Annotated in this window: 19 protein-coding genes; 1 reads left to right on the top strand and 18 read right to left on the bottom strand. The window is 63.3% G+C overall.

Annotation, left to right across the window (positions count from 1 at the left end):
• Positions 1-33: 33 nt before the first annotated feature.
• Genes DPV74_RS06165 through DPV74_RS06125 form a run of 9 tightly spaced genes read right to left on the bottom strand, consistent with a single transcriptional unit; the run spans position 34 to position 10,481 of the window.
• The gene (locus tag DPV74_RS06165) at positions 34-2,781 is read right to left on the bottom strand and encodes a hypothetical protein (protein ID WP_240439932.1); all 2,748 of its coding nucleotides are present in this window, start codon (positions 2,779-2,781) and stop codon (positions 34-36) included.
• A complete protein-coding gene (locus DPV74_RS06160; protein WP_060220711.1) occupies positions 2,781-3,362 on the bottom strand; it encodes a phage tail protein I in 582 nt (193 codons plus the stop codon). The genes DPV74_RS06165 and DPV74_RS06160 overlap by 1 nt, the downstream gene beginning before the upstream one ends.
• On the bottom strand, positions 3,355-4,506 hold the full coding sequence (locus tag DPV74_RS06155; RefSeq protein ID WP_119336770.1) for a baseplate J/gp47 family protein: 1,152 nt from the start codon (positions 4,504-4,506) through the stop codon (positions 3,355-3,357). Before DPV74_RS06155 ends, DPV74_RS06160 begins: the two co-directional genes overlap by 8 nt.
• Positions 4,503-4,856: a GPW/gp25 family protein gene (locus tag DPV74_RS06150; RefSeq protein ID WP_119336769.1), complete on the bottom strand. Its 354-nt coding sequence runs from the start codon at positions 4,854-4,856 to the stop codon at positions 4,503-4,505. Before DPV74_RS06150 ends, DPV74_RS06155 begins: the two co-directional genes overlap by 4 nt.
• Before the next feature lie 53 nt (positions 4,857-4,909).
• Positions 4,910-5,512, bottom strand: coding sequence for a phage baseplate assembly protein V (locus DPV74_RS06145; protein WP_119336768.1), 603 nt, complete (start codon positions 5,510-5,512; stop codon positions 4,910-4,912).
• The gene (locus DPV74_RS06140; RefSeq protein WP_119336767.1) at positions 5,509-6,714 is read right to left on the bottom strand and encodes a contractile injection system protein, VgrG/Pvc8 family; all 1,206 of its coding nucleotides are present in this window, start codon (positions 6,712-6,714) and stop codon (positions 5,509-5,511) included. The genes DPV74_RS06145 and DPV74_RS06140 overlap by 4 nt, the downstream gene beginning before the upstream one ends.
• Positions 6,702-6,911, bottom strand: coding sequence for a tail protein X (locus DPV74_RS06135; protein ID WP_119336766.1), 210 nt, complete (start codon positions 6,909-6,911; stop codon positions 6,702-6,704). The genes DPV74_RS06140 and DPV74_RS06135 overlap by 13 nt, the downstream gene beginning before the upstream one ends.
• Positions 6,911-7,801, bottom strand: coding sequence for a phage tail protein (locus tag DPV74_RS06130; RefSeq protein ID WP_060083505.1), 891 nt, complete (start codon positions 7,799-7,801; stop codon positions 6,911-6,913). Before DPV74_RS06130 ends, DPV74_RS06135 begins: the two co-directional genes overlap by 1 nt.
• A 1-nt stretch (position 7,802) precedes the next feature.
• Positions 7,803-10,481 carry a phage tail tape measure protein gene (locus DPV74_RS06125; RefSeq protein WP_119336765.1) on the bottom strand — a complete coding sequence of 893 codons (2,679 nt, stop codon included), beginning with the start codon at positions 10,479-10,481 and terminating at the stop codon, positions 7,803-7,805.
• 29 nt (positions 10,482-10,510) lie between these two features.
• On the opposite strand from DPV74_RS06125, the gene DPV74_RS06120 reads away from it, so the two are divergent.
• The gene (locus DPV74_RS06120; RefSeq protein WP_119336764.1) at positions 10,511-10,753 is read left to right on the top strand and encodes a hypothetical protein; all 243 of its coding nucleotides are present in this window, start codon (positions 10,511-10,513) and stop codon (positions 10,751-10,753) included.
• A gap of 132 nt (positions 10,754-10,885) precedes the next feature.
• On the opposite strand, the gene DPV74_RS06115 is transcribed toward DPV74_RS06120, so the two are convergent.
• The 9 genes from DPV74_RS06115 to DPV74_RS06075 form a co-directional block, all read right to left on the bottom strand.
• Positions 10,886-11,215: a phage tail assembly protein gene (locus tag DPV74_RS06115; RefSeq protein WP_060083723.1), complete on the bottom strand. Its 330-nt coding sequence runs from the start codon at positions 11,213-11,215 to the stop codon at positions 10,886-10,888.
• 121 nt (positions 11,216-11,336) lie between these two features.
• Positions 11,337-11,861 (bottom strand): phage major tail tube protein, encoded by a 525-nt coding sequence (locus DPV74_RS06110; protein ID WP_021158451.1) that lies wholly within the window; start codon positions 11,859-11,861, stop codon positions 11,337-11,339.
• Between the two features lie 2 nt (positions 11,862-11,863).
• Positions 11,864-13,297 carry a phage tail sheath subtilisin-like domain-containing protein gene (locus DPV74_RS06105; protein WP_119336763.1) on the bottom strand — a complete coding sequence of 478 codons (1,434 nt, stop codon included), beginning with the start codon at positions 13,295-13,297 and terminating at the stop codon, positions 11,864-11,866.
• Positions 13,298-13,300: 3 nt separating this feature from the next.
• On the bottom strand, positions 13,301-13,546 hold the full coding sequence (locus tag DPV74_RS06100) for a hypothetical protein (protein WP_021158453.1): 246 nt from the start codon (positions 13,544-13,546) through the stop codon (positions 13,301-13,303).
• Positions 13,543-14,007 (bottom strand): Gp37 family protein, encoded by a 465-nt coding sequence (locus DPV74_RS06095; protein WP_021158454.1) that lies wholly within the window; start codon positions 14,005-14,007, stop codon positions 13,543-13,545. The genes DPV74_RS06100 and DPV74_RS06095 overlap by 4 nt, the downstream gene beginning before the upstream one ends.
• Entirely contained in the window at positions 14,007-14,459 is a 453-nt protein-coding gene (locus DPV74_RS06090; RefSeq protein ID WP_119336762.1) for a gp436 family protein, read from the bottom strand. Before DPV74_RS06090 ends, DPV74_RS06095 begins: the two co-directional genes overlap by 1 nt.
• A 1-nt stretch (position 14,460) precedes the next feature.
• Complete coding sequence (locus DPV74_RS06085) at positions 14,461-14,793, bottom strand: DUF2190 family protein (RefSeq protein WP_119336761.1); 333 nt, start codon at positions 14,791-14,793, stop codon at positions 14,461-14,463.
• Between the two features lie 74 nt (positions 14,794-14,867).
• Complete coding sequence (locus tag DPV74_RS06080) at positions 14,868-15,791, bottom strand: hypothetical protein (protein WP_119336779.1); 924 nt, start codon at positions 15,789-15,791, stop codon at positions 14,868-14,870.
• 45 nt (positions 15,792-15,836) lie between these two features.
• A complete protein-coding gene (locus DPV74_RS06075; protein WP_042974066.1) occupies positions 15,837-16,955 on the bottom strand; it encodes a peptidase in 1,119 nt (372 codons plus the stop codon).
• Positions 16,956-17,131 lie beyond the last annotated feature (176 nt).

Here is a 17,131-nt window from a genome sequence, read left to right as displayed (position 1 = left end):
CCGTAAAAGCCACAAAGTATTCCATCATCACCCTCAAAATGTGTATGCATTAACGCCGACAGCCACGTTCAACGCGCCACTGGATACTGACGCTCGATAGTAAAGTGTTTGCGGAGTAACAATCGGAATGAACGGCGTCGAGATGACCGTCGTTGCGCCAGCAGTCGGCGAAGTCGCTCCCAAGGAAGTACGGCCAACTTCGAGCGAGACACCCGTGACGACCAAATTCGCACCCGAGGACGCCGTGGCCGATCCGATAGTGAGATCGAGTCGGCATGTGCGCGCGTTCGGCGGAATCGCGCTGGCAGCGGAGAACGGCGTTAAGGAAGCCTGGGGCGTCGAAGTCGTCAATACAACCGAACTCGCGATGCCAATTTCCCGATCGATTTGCAGCCCAGGGACGAACTGCCCGTTCCCGTTCGTCGGCCAAACGCTGACGAGCGCCGTTGCTGCGATACCAGCCGGTGGATTGGAGCCGCCATATACGCTTCCAAGAACGGTTGAGGTGGCATTGCTTGCGAACAATTTGCGAGCGCCAGTGGACGGGTTGTAACCTGCATATAGACCGACATATCCCGACACAGGGGCCGATCCGGTATCCATCCCCGTCGTCGCGAGGTTGATCGCCTCGTTGAAGTTCGCGAGCTTGTAGGCCACGCCACCGAGCGCGGTTTCGACGACGATCTCGTCGGCGGTGAACGTCGCCGATGCGCTTGCCACTGGGACGCCCATTGCGGCGTTGCGCATCGAGCCGACGACGGCAGCAGTTGCGCGCTGCACGAAAGCCGTAGTCGCAAGCCTCGTGCTGTTGTCTCCAGCGGCAGCAGTCGTTCCGAACTGGTTGAACAACTCCCCAGCGACGTCCCACTTCACGCCACTTTCGTTAATCAGCTCGAAGAAACCGTACACACCGACGGCGAATGTGTAAGTGTCGGCTCCGCTAGTAGGCACATTCAATTGCCCCGGCTTATTTGCCGCAAGAACAGAAGCAATCGGCCCCGCGTACTTAAACACACGAATTGCGGAACCACTGGGAACGGTGGTGGCGTCCGGCAACGTCAACGTGCCGTTGCCGTCCCAAGTAATCATCGCCCCAATGTCAATAGCGCTCAGGGTAACGTTGCCAACATATCCTCTCGGGGACCGATAACTACCGAGTTCGCGCTGTACGAACGCTGTCGTCGCGAGCTTATTCGAACTGTCGAATTGCGGCGGCGTCGTTCCGAGAACCGTTGTGTAGCTTGACAAGTACCACGCACCGGTATTGCTGACAAACTGAGCTTGCTCGCCCGCGTTCAGCGCGAACGTGTTCGACAAGCCTCCGCTCTGGTTGTTGATATTCTCGGTTCCGCTCCCCTTAACGGTTATGCCGACTGGAGTGGCAATGGTGATTGTTGCTCCATTGGGAACGCCAGCGACAGCCGGTAACGTCAAAGTTATACCTGCGCCGTATGCCCAAATGAATGCTCCGACGTGCCCGCCGTTCAATGATGCCGTCGCGTTGATACCTTGAATTCCCGAAAACGACTCGCCGGATTGCTTCACGAACGCCGTCGTAGCGAGGCGCGTGCTGTTGTCGTACTGGGGAGCGGTTTGTGCGCTCGGGCTTCGCGTGTAATGCGCGATCACGGTCCAGTTTGACGCGTCAGAAACGAGTTCTACCGTTGCGCCGACGTCGAGTGAGAACGAGGCGGACGCCGACGCTTGGTTGTAGATGCTTGCGGTAGGAGTGGAAACCGTCACCGCCGTACCGTTTGACGTAACGTTCGTTACTGTATACGTGAGGTTGCTGGTCGCCGGACTCGGCAGCGTAATCGTAGACGGACCAGCACCGCCGGCCTCAACCCACGATCCGGTATCAGACGCGGCAAGTGTCGCCGATCCGTTGATGTATTTTCGGGTCTGGAAATTCCCCGCCGACTGCTGGACAAACGCGGTCGTCGCAAGCTTGCCCGAGCTGTCGAATTGCGGCGGCGTCTTCCAGTTCGCGCCTGCCATCACAGACGCATACAGAAGCGCTGCCGAGCCGCCGACCAGTTCCCAATGGTCAATCCCGTTCGACTGCAGCGCCATCGTGTCGCCGGCGTTCAGGACGATGGTTTTCGATCCCGTCGCCGGGATAGTGTCCGAACCCTGCGCGGAGAACGTTACCCCAGCGCCGGCCATGCTATAGACCTCAATTCGGGCACCGCCAGGAACTGCCGAGGCCGGTGGCAACGTCAGCGTGAATGCTGACGCGCCACCCGTGTAGATCACGGCACCGCATACCGAGGCCGGCAACGTAGCCGTTGCCGTATAGACCTCGAATCCGCTGGCCTTCAACCCTAGACGTTGAATAAACGCAGTCGTCGCGAGCCTCGTGCTGTTGTCGAATTGCGGTGCGGTCGGCCCTTTGGGCGTGCCAGTAAAGGTTTGCGAATCGATCGCAGCTTTCTGAGCGAGCGCATTGATAATCGTCGTCGCGAAGTTCGGATCGTTCCCGAGGGCGTCTGCCAGTTCCTTCAATGTATCGAGGCTCTGGGGCGACTGGCCGACGAGCGCGGCGAGCTTTGCCGCGAGGTCAGCCTTCGTCGCGTACTGCGTATGAGGATCGGCTGCGGCAATGTGCTGCGCGAGGCCCGTCTGCGACTGTTCGACCTGCGCTTTCAAATAGCGCGTACGGCCGCCGAGCTGCTTCGCTTGCTTGTTAGAAACGCCGTCCGGGCCACCTTCGACTGGATCGGCCGTTTCGATTTGGTAAAGATCCTCTTCCCATTGGGAAGATTCGACGAGTTTGACCATTAACTGCTCCCGTGGTTGTACTGTCCGTCGTAGTGGGCGACGCCGTTGTAGCGCACCGGTACGCGACGGTATTCAAGACTGGCGAGTACGCAACGCGCCGGCGCAAACGCGGCCAGCGTCGTGCGCAGCAACGTGGCCTGATCATTGGTGATGGCGCGATCGAGGAGAATCACCCGGTACGCGGCCCACAACCCATCGCCGCCGTACACCATCGTGCCGTCGTGGCGACGGGTCCCGTCATAGTTGAAGCGGCCGATACCCTCGATAAGTTCGACCTCGCCGAAACCCAGGCGGCGGATCACTTCTCTGACCGCCCACGGCGTGCCCTTGTAGCGGTGCAGTTCGATTGCCCCCTTGATGAGGGCACGCTTGGCTTCGTCCGACTCGGCGAGACTCCAGCCGTCCTCTCCCATGACCGAGAACTGGTCAGCCAGGAACGGCAGCGCGGAAGCGTCAACGCCGTCAATCAGATAGACCAGGAGCGGCGACAGGTCGATGTTGTCGAGTCGTTCGGTCAATTGAGCGAACGCCTTAAAGCGCGTGTCTTTCGCCAGCGCCGGCGGCAAGAGCAAGTCAGCCATTTGCAACCCCGATTGGAATGACGCTGACGCTGGTACACCGCGCCCACTCGCTTCCCGTCAGCACGCGCAGTGCGAGGCCCGGCAGGTCCACGTCGTACACGCCTTGAACCTGTACGGCACGGCTGAGTTGGCGCGGGACGATGTCGCGTCCGAGGCCGGCGGCACGATCGGCGCGGTAGGTTTCAGCGGCGGATCGTGCCTGCGCAATCGCCGTATCGGCGTCGGCATCCTTGTAAAGCGTCAGACGGACGTCGATCGCATAGTCGACGGGAGTCGGCGGCCGGACGTCGACGTAATCGGTCAGTGGGCGTCGACGCTCGTCGTTGAGGTTGTCCCGCACCAGTTGGAGAATGGCTTCGCTCGGAAGCCCCGTGTCGACGAGCGGATACACCTGGACGCAGCCCGGCGGAACGCCGTTGACCGAAACCAGCCGACCGTCGCGCATGTCCATTTCCGGACCAATCACACCGACATCCACGATCGACTGGTGTGCGCTCTTGGCGTGAAACACGTACGCGAGCCGTGAGCCCGCCGTGCTGAACGCTTCCGGCGCCAACCGGATACGCTCGCGCAGCCGGTCGTTGTCTTCCTCCTCGTACCCGTCCGCGCTGATCTTGGTGTTGGCCACCGTCACGTCGATGTCGCCCAGGTCGTCGACGAGCGAGCCGAGCTGGCCCGGCTGCCAGCCGTTACCGAGTGAACCGGGGGTTTCGCAGGTCGCGGCCGCGTCGATCGCCAACTGGCCGGCGACGAGCGTCACGTCGATGTCAGTCGCGAACGAAACGGCGCCGTCGCTCGTCTCGACCCGTGTGCCGGCAGCGATCAGCAGATTCGACGGCAGCGCGGCGTCGACCGAAAACCGAAGCGTCGTCTTCGCCGGCCGCGCCGGCAGCCGGGTCACGCCGACCAGCTCGCCAAGGTAGTCGATCATGGGAGCGCGGGCGAACGCGACGAGGTTCTGTTTCGCAGCCTCCTGGACACCGACCCGCACGAGGGTTTCGCGGTACGCAATGATGTCGATCATGACCCGCTCGACCTGCGCGGGATACAGCGTCTTCCCGGTGCGCGCCTCATAGTCGGCGACGATCTCGGCCGTAATGACCTCGGGGTCGCGGGCGATGAAATCCGGTTCGTCCAGCGTCATCGCGGCACCTCCGTTTCACGGATCACACCGTCAGCCAGGCGCCACTGAACGCGGATCGTTTCGCGCGACTCGGAGATCGACGGGATGACGCGCACGACCTCGCAGCGTGGTTCCCAGCGGCGGATCGCGTCCACCGACTCGCGCACAACGTGCGGCGTGGCGCGGTCGATCGGCATGTCGAGGTACAGATAGAGCTTGGAGCCGAACTCGGGGCGATGCGGATCGCTGCCCTGGGGCGTCCCGAGAATCAGGCGAATCGCCTGATCGATGTCATCCACGCCCTCAACCACGCCTTCGCGGTTAAGGGCCGGCTGCCAATGAACGGAGGTGATGTCGGAGAGCTGGGTCATGCGGCCATGTTGCCGCGCGACCAGTCCGGGGGATATTAAAGCCGGCTAAAAGCTCAGTGGCTGTGGTGGTTCGAGTTGCCGCCGGCGTCCATGATCGTGCCCGTCGCGCTCACGTTACCGTTGACGTTCACGTTGCCCGTCAGTGCGGCGCCATCGCCGCCCGAGCCGGCCATACCGCCCTCGTAGGCCAGTTTGCCCTTGACCGTGACGTTACGCGTGAACTCTGCCTCCGGCACGTCGACCGTCACCTTGTCGGCCGCGCGCAGCACGATCTCCGACTTCGAGTCGACGATCACGGTCTGCATGCCCGAGCACGTCAGGGTGTGCGTTGCGCGGTCGTACTCAAGCACCGCGCCATCTTTGAAGCGGACGACGAACTTGTTCGAGTCCGTGACCGGCGGCCGGTCGGCATCGGAGTAGATGGCGCCCAGAATGACCCCGTCCTCGCAGCGGCTGTCCAGGAGTACGGCAACCTGCTCGCCGTCGTCGTAGGTCCAGCATGCCTGATCGGCCAAGGTCTTCGGGTACGCGATCGGCAGCCACATGGTGCGCATGTTGCCGAGGTCGGTTAGGCGCACACGCGCGAAGCCGGGCTTCGACGCGCTGACCGTGCCGAACTTGATCGTCGCGCCGAACTCGTCGAGGGTATCGTTCATTTCCTCTTGCCTTTCGCTGCAACGGGCGTTGTTCCGACGACACCGACGTCGCCCTTCGCCGTGACACCGTAGACCTGCAGCCCTTTCGTGGACTTTTTCGCGGTGCCGCCGCCTTTGCCCGCCTGGACGGCGATCGCCGAGCGCTTCAGCTCGACTTCGGTTTGGTAGCCGCCGCCTCGGTCGAGGCGATGGCGTGCCGACTCGATCAGGTATTTGCCGGACAGCTTGCCGAGTTCGAGCAGCTCGATCGACGCGCCGGCGGCCAACTTCGTGTCGCCGGTCATCTCGACCGATCCACTCGTTTGCTTGAGGTTCGCCTGGTCAAGCGCCGCACGCGCCTTCGTCTGCAGCGTCGCCTTGGAGCCGGCCCGTGCGGACAGCCGCAGCGTGTCGCCGCTGGTCGACTGACCGGACTGTTTGCGCTTGCCCGCGGCCGCCTCGGACTGACCGACGACACCTACGGAATCGCCTGTCACGCCGTAGACGACGAGCTTCTTCGTCTTCGGGTTGTGATAGCCGACTTTGGCCTGCGCGTAGACGTCTTTGATCTTGTCGCGCAGGCGGATCGTTTTCAGCTCGGCGCGCTTGAACTGCAGGACAGCGTCAGAACCTCGCAGGTCGGCGAGTTCGCTGAAGATGAGCTTGCTGCCCGAAATCTTGAACGCATAACCGTACTCGTGCGCGAGCCGCGTCAGAAACGCAACATCTTGCTCCTGGTATTGCGTGACTCGGTCGATGCGAATATCCCGAATCCGGCCGGTGAGCGTCAGGTGGTTCCGCTTCGCGACACGCGCTGCGATCGTCGCCAGCGTCGTGTGCTCGTACGCCTTGGCCTTGCGGCTTCTAACGGACGCCTTCACGCCCGTGCCGAGCCCGTGGATCGTGACCGTCGAGGCCGGATCGTTGAAGCCGATCTCGTCGATCTCGAAGCGACCGCACGCGAGCAACGGCGCCCCCGTGTAGCCGATCTTCAGCGTCAGCGCGTCGCCTTTGCCCGGATACCACGCGTCGAGCCATCGTCCGTCCGTGTCTTCGAGCACGACCTCGATTTCGTCAGACTGGCCGGAAAGGAAGTCGGTGTACGACACCGACACGACGTAAGGCGCAATGTCGTTCGTGATGTTCTTCTGCTCGTATACGAGCGTGAAGGTGGGCTCAGGGACGTCGGCGACCGACGTCGGGGTGGCGATCACCGCATCCACGGCGGAAGCTCCTCATCGGCTACGTTGTCGGCGGCCACGACCGGAATTGACAGCACAATGCCGCTCGCGAGCACTGGCGTGATCGGCACGCTGGGGTTCGCGACAATGATCCGTTCATAGGCAAACGGGTCGCCGTAGTACCGGTAGGCGATCTGATCCCACCGTTCGCCCTCAGTTGTGATGTGGGTCAGAAACATCAAATCCTCCGCGTCACGACTAGCCCGGCCAGTTTGCTCAGACTCGGCGCAGCGGAACTCAACGCGCCGGTCGCCGTCGAGAGCTGCCCAGCGGCCCGGTCGATCGCGCCGGTAATCGTGCCGATCGTCGCGTTCGCCAAGCCGCCTTGCGCCGAGCGCACCGCATCCAGCGCGGTATTGCTGGCACGCAGGATGCCGGCCGCTTCAGGAATCTGGTCGGTCACCGACGCCAGCGCCGGCGACAGCTTCGACAGCGGCGCGGCCGCTTCCTTGATGTTCGTCAGCACACTCGACGAACGGCTCAAGGCCGAAAGCGGATCGTCTTTCAGCTTCTGGACGGTCTTGACCGCGTCGACGGCGACTCGCATGGCAGATTTCGCCTGGTTCGCCCAGGTCACGGCCTGCTGGATCGTGCCTCGTACGGTGGCTACCGTCGACGAGACGCTGGAGACTGCCTGCGCGGCCGCCGGCGGCACCTTGGGCTGGACGGCTGGCGGCTTGAGCGGGTTCTTCTTGTCGCCCACGAACTCGCGCAAGGTGATCTGCGCATCGAGGGACAACACGGTTCCCGACGTGTCTGTCTGCTTGCTGGTCGATTGAACCTCGGTCAACACGAACCAGCCCTTGTAGTCGCCATTGCCGAACACAAGCGCCATGGCCTGTTTCGCGCTTACCGCCGCGCGCAGCTTCGCCAGCTCGGCTTCCGGGTCGCAGTACCAGTAGTGAAACGACAGCGCGATCCGGATTTCGTCGAGCTTGTCGCCCATGCGTTGCAGCCGCGGTTTGCCTTGCAGCAGCGCGTGCTCGGCGTAATCGGCGCCAAACGTCGCATCAAACCCATCGAAATAGCCGATCAGGTCGAATTCGATATCACCAAGAATTGCAAACACGTCAGCTCCTGTATGCGCGGCGCTCGCGCTTCGCGAGCAGGTCGTCGAGCATGCGCTCCAGCTCGCGCAGCGACAGGTTGAGCCCTTGCTTGACCTGATCCTTGACGCCGTCCGGCGAGCCGCCCTGGACCGTGATATTCGGCGAGAAGTGGACCACGATCCCAGAGCCGGCTACCGATCCACCGGCCGGCGACCCGCCACGAGCTGCGTTGATGCGCTGCAGGGACGCGGCGGCCGCCGCCTGTGTCGCCATGCCTGCAGCCGCGCGTGCGGCGACCGCCGACGATCGGCCGATGCCGATCGCGGCGCCCTGGGCGATGTTGTCGCCGAAGCCCATGAAGACGCGGGACGGCGACTTGATCCCCAGCGTGTTCGCGAACCACGCCTTCACGTTGCTGCCGAATTCGATCAGCGTGTTTTTCGCGGCGGTGAAGCGATTGCGAATGCCGTTGACCAGGCCGTCGATCAGGTGCGAGCCAAAATCGGTGAAGGTTTTCGGGAGTCCAACGCCGAACCACCCGAGTACGCCCGCGAACGCGCGATAGAACAGGCCCAGCGGCGACCAGTTGATGATCAGGCGCATCACGCTACCGATTCCGCCCGCGAACGCGGTGCGAATCGAGTTCCAGATACCCCCGAAGAACTGCTTGATCGGCGTCCAGTAGCGGTAGATGAGGTATGCGCCGACGGCGATCGCGGTAATGGCGATTCCGATCGGATTGAGCATCAGCGCGCGGCCCAGCCAGAGCACCGTGCGCCCAGCGAGCAGCAGACCTTGAACAAGGCCGCCGCCCAGGACACGACCGAGCATAAGCGCCCCGCGCGCCAGAAAGCCGAAGAACGACAGCGCCTGCGTACCAAGTCCCTTGGTGAGCCACCAGATGGCTTGACCGACCAGCTTCACCGGCCCGACAACCGTCATGACGAGCCCTTGCCCGAACGGGACCAGGGCACGGCCGACTGCCAGCGCGCCGCGTCCGAGTCCCATAAACAGACTCCCGGTACGTCCGACCGCGCCGGCAAGTTTGCCGGCCGCGCCAGCGCCCATGCCGAAAATCTGGAACACGGTGGACAGACGGGAGCCACCACCGGCCAAGAGCGCGCGAAACAGCGTCCACTTCGCCCCGACCGTCGTCAATGCCGTGCTGACCATGTTCAGCGGCGACTTGACGAAGAAATTCAGCCCCCAGCCGGCCGCGAGCGTCGCGACTTTCATACCAATCACCGCCGTTGCGAAGCCGACCAGACCACGGATCAGGCCCGGATGTGCGGCCGCGAATTGCGCGGTGCGCTGGATCAGCGGCGTGACGGTGTTCATCAGGTCCGTGAGCGACGGCAGCAGCGCACGCCCGACCGTGATCCCGAGATCGGCAATCTGGGTCTGGAAACGGCCCCACGCGACGGTCGCCAGCTCTGCGCGGCGCGCGTAGTCCTGGTCGATCGTGTTCAGCGCCTGCGCGCTACCCATGTCCTTCTTGTTCTGCTGATACTTGTCCCAGCCCTGGCGCATCGCGAGCAGATGGTTGATGGTCTGGATGTCCTGGAACACCTCATTCAGGCCGAAGCTCTCCATCAGCTTGCGCTGGGCTTCTTCGTCGCCCTTGGCGCCGGCGGCCTTCCATTGCTTCATGAACGCGTCGCCACGTGACGCGATGAACTTCTGTGCAATCTGCAGCGAGCCCTCGTAGCTCGAGTAACCGCCGGCGACGAGGTTGGACATCGACTTTTGATAGTCGACACCAGCTTTCTTGTAGGCGTCGATGGTCGCCTTCGCGTTCATGTGCGACAGCCAGTTGCGCAGGTTCGTTACGGCTTCGTCGCCGCTGCCGGCGCCTTCGCGGCCGACTTCGAGGCTCGCGATAATCTGCGTCAGTGCGTCTTGCCCCTTGATGCCCTTGGCCGCGAACGCTGCGGTCATTTCGGGCAGGGCTTTCGCCATATCCTTCAGCTCGAACCGGCCGAGCTTGCCGCCATACGCGGCGCGGTTGAACGCTTCCTTCAGCGCCGCATCACCCTTGATTCCCAGCGTCTCAGAGAACGAATAGACCATGCCCGCGAGGTCTTTCATGTCGGCATTCGTCGCCGTCGCTACGCGCCCGAGCAGGTTCGACTTTTGCCCGGCTTCCTTCGCGTCCATGCCAGCCGCGACCAGCGTGCCGACGCCCTCCAGAATGGAGTTGTGGCCCTGGCTCGTGGCAACGGCCGCGCGGCGCATCGTCTCGCCGATCCGGAACTCTTCGTCGCGGGTCAGGTTGCCGGTAATTGCAATGTCGCGCAGCCCGGCTTCGAAGTTGGCGGCCTGCTTCACGGCGCCGATGACCGGCGCAGCCGTTGCGACCGCTGTCGCGTACGTGCCGAGCATGTCGGCGCCGATCGCCTGGCGTTGCTCGCGCAATGCGGTGCCGCGTGCCAGCCGGGTCGCAAGGGCCGCTTGCTTCGCCTGGACTTGATCGATGGTGCGGCCCAGGCGGTCGTACTGGCCCCGCAGCTCGGCGATATTGCGCATCGGATGCGCGACCGCCCGCGCCATCGTGTCGCCGAGACGGGTATGCTTCGCGCGCAGCTCGTCGGCGACCCGCCCGAGGCCGTTGAGCGTCGTACGCGTGCCAGATAGCGCGGCACCGAAGCTACCGAGTAGCGTCGCGCCGATCTTTACGCCAATATAGAATTCGCTTGCCATACCCTTACCGGAAAGTGACGAGGCCGCCCATGAACATCCAGTCCATCGCCGAAGGCATTACGTACACCGTGATCGCGATCGCCGGCATCGTGCTTGCCGTGTGGCTGTTCATCGAACTGCCCTGGTGGTCCGTGCCGATCGTGTTCGGCATCGTGGCGTTTTTCGGGTTTGCCTTTCTCGGGCCGGCCATCGTGGCCGGCTCGTACCTCATCGCGGCATTGATCAAGGCCATCGTGTGGCTTTGCGGCCGGCTCGGGCACCGGGCCGCCTGATCTCAGGATTGCTTTGTCGCATCGATGCGCCGCTTGATTTCCCGCTCCGCGGCGTCGATCCAGTGCCAGTAGTCGTCCATGTCCAGTTCGGCGATCTCGGACGGCTGAATCTTCAGCACCAGTAGCAACACCTCATCCAGCGGTCGCAGCGCCGAGTCCAGCGTCTGCGTTTCCTCGCTCGGCGGCTGATTGCTGGGAGCCCGCATCTTCGGCGGTATCCCGTCCCTCAACCATGCGGCGAAAGGCATCCATGAGCCGCTTCGAGTCAGCGAGATCGAGTTCGCCGATATCTTCGACGGTGAGGCCCGTGAGCGTGCCGAGCAGGAAATCTTCCTGTTCGCCCGGGTCTTCGCTGTACTTGGCCGCGAGGGCCATTTCCTTGCGCTTACCGCGACGCAGGTTCAGTTCCGTGAGCGTCTGGCCGGTAGCGAGTTTGACGGGGAATTTGAGGGGGATTTTCACGACGTGCTCCGTGGTGGTAGAGCACACATTGTCGATTCGCGCGCGCGTTCGCACTTTCAGCGCAGATTAAAAAAGGCCCGCCGAAGCGGGCCAAGACGACAACGACTGCGGAGGTGTTGGGTTAGCCGCCGATGTTGGCGCGGAAGTCGGCCAGCATGTCTTCACCGCCGACACGGAAGATGTTCGCCAGATAATCCAGCTCCAGCACTTCCTCGCCGTCGATGACCTGCTTGATGTAGGTCGCGCCGAACGCGGAGCTGAAGTCTGCGTTCTCGTGTTGCTTGTACGTACCGAGCGGGTTCTTCTTGAACATCACGGTCAGGTACGTCACAAGGCTGACTTCCTGCACGCGGCCCTGTGCGCCGTAAGTCTCGATGCTGGAACGGCATTGCAGTGCGACAGCTTTGAACGGGTTCGCCATCGCCTTCGCCACGTCGGCGTAGAGCGAGTTCCACTTGATCTCGCCTTCGAGCTTGTCCAGGCCGCCCGGCAGCTCGACCTTGCCAATCATGCCGAGCGCCTTGTGCTCGGCCATGATGGCCTGGACGTCCGGCAGCTTGATTTCCTCGGCCTTGCCGAGCATCGAATTGTTGCTCAGATACACGTTGGCGTTCGTGATCCGGTTGATTTTGACGCCACCCGCCATGATCAGTTACCTCCCTTCAGGGTGAGCAAGTACTCATCGGTGATTTCCGTCTCGTACGTCAGGCGTTCGAGCGGCGGCGGCACCGTGTACTTGTAGCTAATGCGCAAGTGTCCGGCGGCCAGTTCCTCTTTCGGGTTGCGGGCCGGATCGAACCACGCCTTGAAACCGAGCAGCGCGCCGTCGCCGATCTGCTTCCGGCCAAAGCCGTTTACCGACTCGACGAGCGAGTCGATCAATCCTTGATCGATCGGCATGTCGGTGAATTGCAGGCTGAAGTACCGGATCGACTCGTTGATGACGTCGCCCGTCCGCCGTACGTTTTCGAAGTTGCGCATCTTCGTAACGGTCGGCCATGCCGCGGTGCGGTTGCCCCACAGGCGCAGGCCCGAGCCGTACGAGCTGAAGACGGTCGTGATGCCCTGTTCGTTGAGCATGTTCACGTCCGATTGCGGATCGTCGATCATCGCCGACAGCGGCCGCTCGACGCCGGTTACGCCGACGAGCTGCTGATTCGAGCTGGACCACCAGTAGCCCTTGTCCAGGTCGACACGTGCGCGCAGGCCCGCTGCACGCGACGAGAGCGGCTCCAGGCGTTCGGCGTTGGTCGCGGTGTCATAGACCTTCACGTGCGGGTAGCAAAGGCGTACGCGGTCGCTGGACGTGTTGAAGTTGATCGTGCCCGCCGGCCCGCGACCGGAAAGCGCCTGCGCGAGCGTCGTGCCGATCGGCGCGTCGATATACGCGATTGCGCCGAGCTGGACAGCCATCGCTTCCAGCTCGACGGCAACCGAGTTTTGCGTGCAGTACGCCGGCGCGATCAGAATCTTCGAGAAGTAGCCGTACAGGTTGTACGTATCCTTCAGCGCCTTCATGCCCGTACGCATGCCGGCCGCGTTCACCGCGCCGATGATGTCCGCGGCCGTGACCTTCGTCGGGTCCGCGTAGTCGTACGTCGCTTTGGCGGTCGCAGCACCGGCCGGAATCGTGCCGGTCTTGATCCGCGTGATAACGCCGTTGATGAGGTCGACGGCGTAATCGGTGCCTTCGGCGTACGTCGCGCCGCCCGAATCGTTCTTCAGCACGAGATTCGCCGCGGCCGGGTGCGCCAGTTTGGCGCGGCCGGTCGCGGCGTCAAACGTGATCGACTCGCTCGGGGCATTGCCTTTGTGGACGTTCGGGTCGAGCACGTTGATCACGATCACCGTGCCGCTGCCGTAGTCGTAGACCGCGTCGAGCGCTTGCGGGATCGTGAAGCCCGTGAGCTGCGGCCCGAACTGGGCGGCGTCGACGTCGGACAGCGACTGGACCGGCGTATTGACCGGCCCGATCGGCGCCGTGCCGATCAGGCCGATGACGGCCGATTTCACGACCTTGACGGGCCGCGAGCCGGTTTCCTTTTCAATCGTCTCGACGCCATGCAGATAATTTGCCGCCATCGCTCAGACTCCCTTCACGGCGACCGCGTTTGCGGCGGCCTTCTGTTGGTCTTCCGGCACGCTGGGGCGCGCGGGCTTGGTCGACGGCGCTGCGGCCGGCGTCAGGTAGCCCATCGCGAGCAGCGTCGCCGTGTACTCGTTCCCCTCGGGCAGCTCGACTTCAGCGCCCGTGTGAAGCATCACTTCCTGGACGTTTTCGCCGTCCTGCAGCGTGACGCCGCTGGTCGGTCCGCTGTACTGGTATTTCACGATTCCTCCTCGTAGGTAACTTGCGTCAACAGCGGCCTGTCGTCCGGCTCCGTATCCTCGACAATCACCGCACCCGCCGAAAACTCGATCACGTACTGCCACAAGCCGGCCGACTCGCCGAGAAACTTGTCACTGACCGCCGCGAGCTTTTTGCAGTCCGGTGGGCGGAAGCCCACCAGGGCGGTGCGAACGTGATCGAGCACGTCGATCGCACCGCCGCGGCCGTTGAGCTGGCGCAGCACGATCGCGACGGCGAACTTCACTCGCCGCGGCTGCACCACCATGTCGGTGTCGACGGTCGTGTCGTACTGGCTGCCCGGATAACTGACCAGCAACGCGCCGATCGCATGGTTGAGCCGGTATTCGTCCGGACGCTCCGGGAAGTACTCCGCCACGAGCGCCGGCAGCTTGACGCGAAGCCTTGCTACGACGGAGTCGACCATTTCAAGCGTCGTCGCCATCAGAAGCGCTCCAACAGGTCCGCGTCGAACTGGCGACGGCGGGCGCGTACCTTCATCTCGCCGGGTTCGGGTGTCGCAGGGCCGCTCGGGTCGCCGATCGTCAGCTTGTTGTCGCGGATCTTTTCGAGCATGTGCATCGATGCCTTGAAGGTCTGCGACACGGTGTCCGGCAGTGCCGCGCCTTCCGGTCGGCGGGCATACAGCCAGTGCCGGGCCAGATTGACCGTGACGTCCTTGATAACCGTCGGCACCGGCGATAGCGGGAGGTTGTAGCGGCCGCGCAAGTGCGCGTCGACGATTTCCTCCGCCTGGCGCACGGCGCTTTCGACGATGTCGGTATTGATCGTCGTCGGCGCCGGTACGCCGTAGTCGGTGGTCGTGTCGTTCGTCAGCTCAATGAGCGTCCGTTCCGGCACGGCCAGCTTCAGGTCGGCGAGCGTGCAATAACGCACGTCAAATACCCCGCAGGATGCGGATGACGTCGCCGGCGGCCGTCGCCGCATCGAGCGCGTAGCCGTTCGATGCGCCGGTCGCCTTCGGAATGGCCTGACCGGCCGCGTCCGCCTCGACTTCGGCGTGCCGGTCGACCGGCGCACCGGCCATGACCAGGATGACGCCGAGCAAGTTGACCGACGCTTGTTCGCCGGCATCGGCGGTTGCTTCGGCAACGCCGAGCGCCTTCGCGCCGGCTGCGCACACGCCACCATCGAAACCGACGAACTGGAAGCGATTCAGGCCGGCGGCAGCGGTAACGGACGTGGTAAGGATCGGTTGATGCGTTTTCATGAGTCATGTTCCGTTCGGGTGTGTCTCGCCCGAGGGCGAGACGTGGTCAGTACGGGATTCGGTGCCGCGAGCGATCAGCCGTTGATGCCCGAGATCAGATAGCCGGCGTCCGCGCCGAGCAGGTACGGCCGGAAAATGTCCGTGGCCCGCACCAGTTCGAGCTTGCCGTCTTCGATGCGCGTGTCGACGACCGGATTGCCTTTCTTGCGCAGCGTGTAGCCGTAGGACGGTTCATACGGCGTGCGCTGTTGGCCGCCGCGCTGCAGCGGAACGTAGGCGAGCACGATGTTGGCGCCCCAGATGTCCGTGAAGCGGTCCTTATCGTCGGCATAGATGGCTTCACCGACCGCGATGTTCTCGACCTCGAAGATTTCCTTCAGCAGGTCGACGGTCACGATGCCCTTCATCGAATACTTGATCTTCTCGATGAGCTGCGGATGTGCCTTCAGCGTCTTGTAGGCCGACGCGCCGATCACCATCGTGTTCGGCCGGCGGCCGATCTTCGTTCGGATCGCTTCCTTGCCGTCCTCGACGACGCCGACCGGATCGCTGTTGGCTGCGGTGAACTTCTCGGTTGCGCTGAGTTGCTTCTTGTTGCCCGACGCGTAGCTGCTCGGATTCTGCGCGAGGTCTGCGACCATCTTTTCGCGGCGCAACTGGATCGCATCCGTCGCAGTCTGGACGGCGGCTTGTTCCAGCGGAAACGCCGATTCCTGGTCTTCGCGGTAGTCGATCGGATACTCGAGATCGTGCTCGTCGAGGTTCACGTCGACGCTACCGATGTCTTCCGGATTCATGCGGTTCGACTTCGCGCGCAGCGCACGTTCCGTCTGGTAGAGGCGGAACGATTCCTTGCCGAACTTCGGAATCTTGCCGCCTTCCTTTTCCACTTCGACGATCGGCATCAGGGTCTGGCCGATGAAATCGGCGTTCGTGTAGCCGATCGCGAGATTCGTCAACACGGGGTCGACGATTCGCAGTTTCGAGAGACGTCCCATCATTTCTCCTGGCTCAATGGCCTTTGCAGTGGCTTTCGCCGGTGGTTAGCGGATCACCGCGTTTGCGGCTGCCGCGTAGTCGACGTTGTGCTCGCGCATGTACGCGCGAATGCGGCCGTCCAGCTCGACGCGTTTCGGGTCGACGTTCTCGCCGTACTCGACGGTGTCGGCGCCAGTCGTCGTCACGCCAGCGCGTTCGCGCGTTGCGTGCTCGCTGAAGTCGACGACCTTCGGCAGCTCGCCGAGGAACGAGCGGAAGGCGGTCGCCAGCGGCTGCTTGGCATCACCTTCGCCAAACTCGAACGGCTCGCGCGCGGCGAAATCGAGCACCGCGACGACTGCGTCCTTGTGCTTCGGCGCGAGCGTGCCGCCGGCGACGAGTTGCTCGGCATACGACACGTGCTCGCCGTGGCGGCGTTCGTCTGCCGCCTTGCGCTCACGCGCCTGCGAATCGGCAAGCTGCTGCTTGAGCTGGTTGTTTTCGGCCTCCAGGGCGGCCTTTTGCTCGGGGGTCACTGCGGCGTTCTCCTGCTGAGTGGTGGTGGGTTTGGTTGCCGCGCCGCGCTCGGCGAATGCGCTGGTCGGCGCATCGTCTTGCCGCGCGACCTCGCGGATCGACTCGATTTGCCAGTCGGGAATGACCGTGTCGGCCGTGTCCTGGCCGAACTGCGTGAGCAGCCATTCGCGCATGCGGCGCCAGAGGCCTGCGTTCAGTTCTTGGCCCCAGTCGCTGAATTCGACGACGCCTTCGTTGCCGTCGCTGAAATTGACGTCGCGCAGGCCCTTGAGGGCCGGCGGCTGCGCGCCCAGAAAGCCGACGTGGCGCAGGTAGTAGACGCCGGGCGTCGGGTTGTGCGGCGAATCGGGGTGATAGAAGCTGGCGCTGATCTTCTTGAAGCGCCCGGCGCTGACGAGTTCGGCGAATGCCGGATCGACCTGGGCGGGTTCGGCCTGCAGGTTGCCGCCAGCCGCAGAGAGTGATGCGACCCAGCCCCACGCCGGCGCGTTGTCGCGCGGATGGCCGATGACGATCGGCGCTTCGTGGACCTTCGGGTCGTATGCGGCAGCCGTCGCGGCAAGATCCGTTTCGGCGAACTCAAGCACGCGACCGCTCATGTCGGTCTGCGTGCCTGCCCGGAAAATGTGGAGTGGTTTCGCGTTCATGCTGCCCATCATCGGGCGGCGAACGGAACGGGTCTTTTAATCGGCTTTACGATTGAACCGGCGCTGTACGCGCGATGTGGGGAGCGCGGCAGGTTCGAACCAAACTCATAAAGCCTTTATAAAACTTTACGAGGCAGCTTCACGGCGCTTTGGCTATCGTTGCGCGCCTCGGGTGG

Origin of the sequence: Burkholderia sp. HAN2018, from assembly GCF_024704855.1 — a bacterium.
Lineage (GTDB): Bacteria > Pseudomonadota > Gammaproteobacteria > Burkholderiales > Burkholderiaceae > Burkholderia > Burkholderia cepacia.
The sequence above is the reverse complement of the archived record's forward strand: the minus strand, read 5'-3'. Positions and strand labels throughout refer to the sequence as shown.

What these genes read in the sequence shown, in the direction of transcription:
- DPV74_RS06135 (WP_119336766.1), bottom strand. Translation starts at nt 6,911, where the DNA reads ATGTTTCTGACCCACATCACAACTGAGGGCGAACGGTGGGATCAGATC.
- DPV74_RS06095 (WP_021158454.1), bottom strand. Translation starts at nt 14,007, where the DNA reads ATGGCGACGACGCTTGAAATGGTCGACTCCGTCGTAGCAAGGCTTCGC.
- DPV74_RS06165 (WP_240439932.1), bottom strand. Translation starts at nt 2,781, where the DNA reads ATGGTCAAACTCGTCGAATCTTCCCAATGGGAAGAGGATCTTTACCAA.
- DPV74_RS06155 (WP_119336770.1), bottom strand. Translation starts at nt 4,506, where the DNA reads ATGACGCTGGACGAACCGGATTTCATCGCCCGCGACCCCGAGGTCATT.
- DPV74_RS06105 (WP_119336763.1), bottom strand. Translation starts at nt 13,297, where the DNA reads ATGGCGGCAAATTATCTGCATGGCGTCGAGACGATTGAAAAGGAAACC.
- DPV74_RS06080 (WP_119336779.1), bottom strand. Translation starts at nt 15,791, where the DNA reads ATGGGACGTCTCTCGAAACTGCGAATCGTCGACCCCGTGTTGACGAAT.
- DPV74_RS06150 (WP_119336769.1), bottom strand. Translation starts at nt 4,856, where the DNA reads ATGACCCAGCTCTCCGACATCACCTCCGTTCATTGGCAGCCGGCCCTT.
- DPV74_RS06125 (WP_119336765.1), bottom strand. Translation starts at nt 10,481, where the DNA reads ATGGCAAGCGAATTCTATATTGGCGTAAAGATCGGCGCGACGCTACTC.
- DPV74_RS06085 (WP_119336761.1), bottom strand. Translation starts at nt 14,793, where the DNA reads ATGAAAACGCATCAACCGATCCTTACCACGTCCGTTACCGCTGCCGCC.
- DPV74_RS06110 (WP_021158451.1), bottom strand. Translation starts at nt 11,861, where the DNA reads ATGGCGGGTGGCGTCAAAATCAACCGGATCACGAACGCCAACGTGTAT.
- DPV74_RS06145 (WP_119336768.1), bottom strand. Translation starts at nt 5,512, where the DNA reads ATGAACGATACCCTCGACGAGTTCGGCGCGACGATCAAGTTCGGCACG.
- DPV74_RS06160 (WP_060220711.1), bottom strand. Translation starts at nt 3,362, where the DNA reads ATGGCTGACTTGCTCTTGCCGCCGGCGCTGGCGAAAGACACGCGCTTT.
- DPV74_RS06120 (WP_119336764.1), top strand. Translation starts at nt 10,511, where the DNA reads ATGAACATCCAGTCCATCGCCGAAGGCATTACGTACACCGTGATCGCG.
- DPV74_RS06075 (WP_042974066.1), bottom strand. Translation starts at nt 16,955, where the DNA reads ATGAACGCGAAACCACTCCACATTTTCCGGGCAGGCACGCAGACCGAC.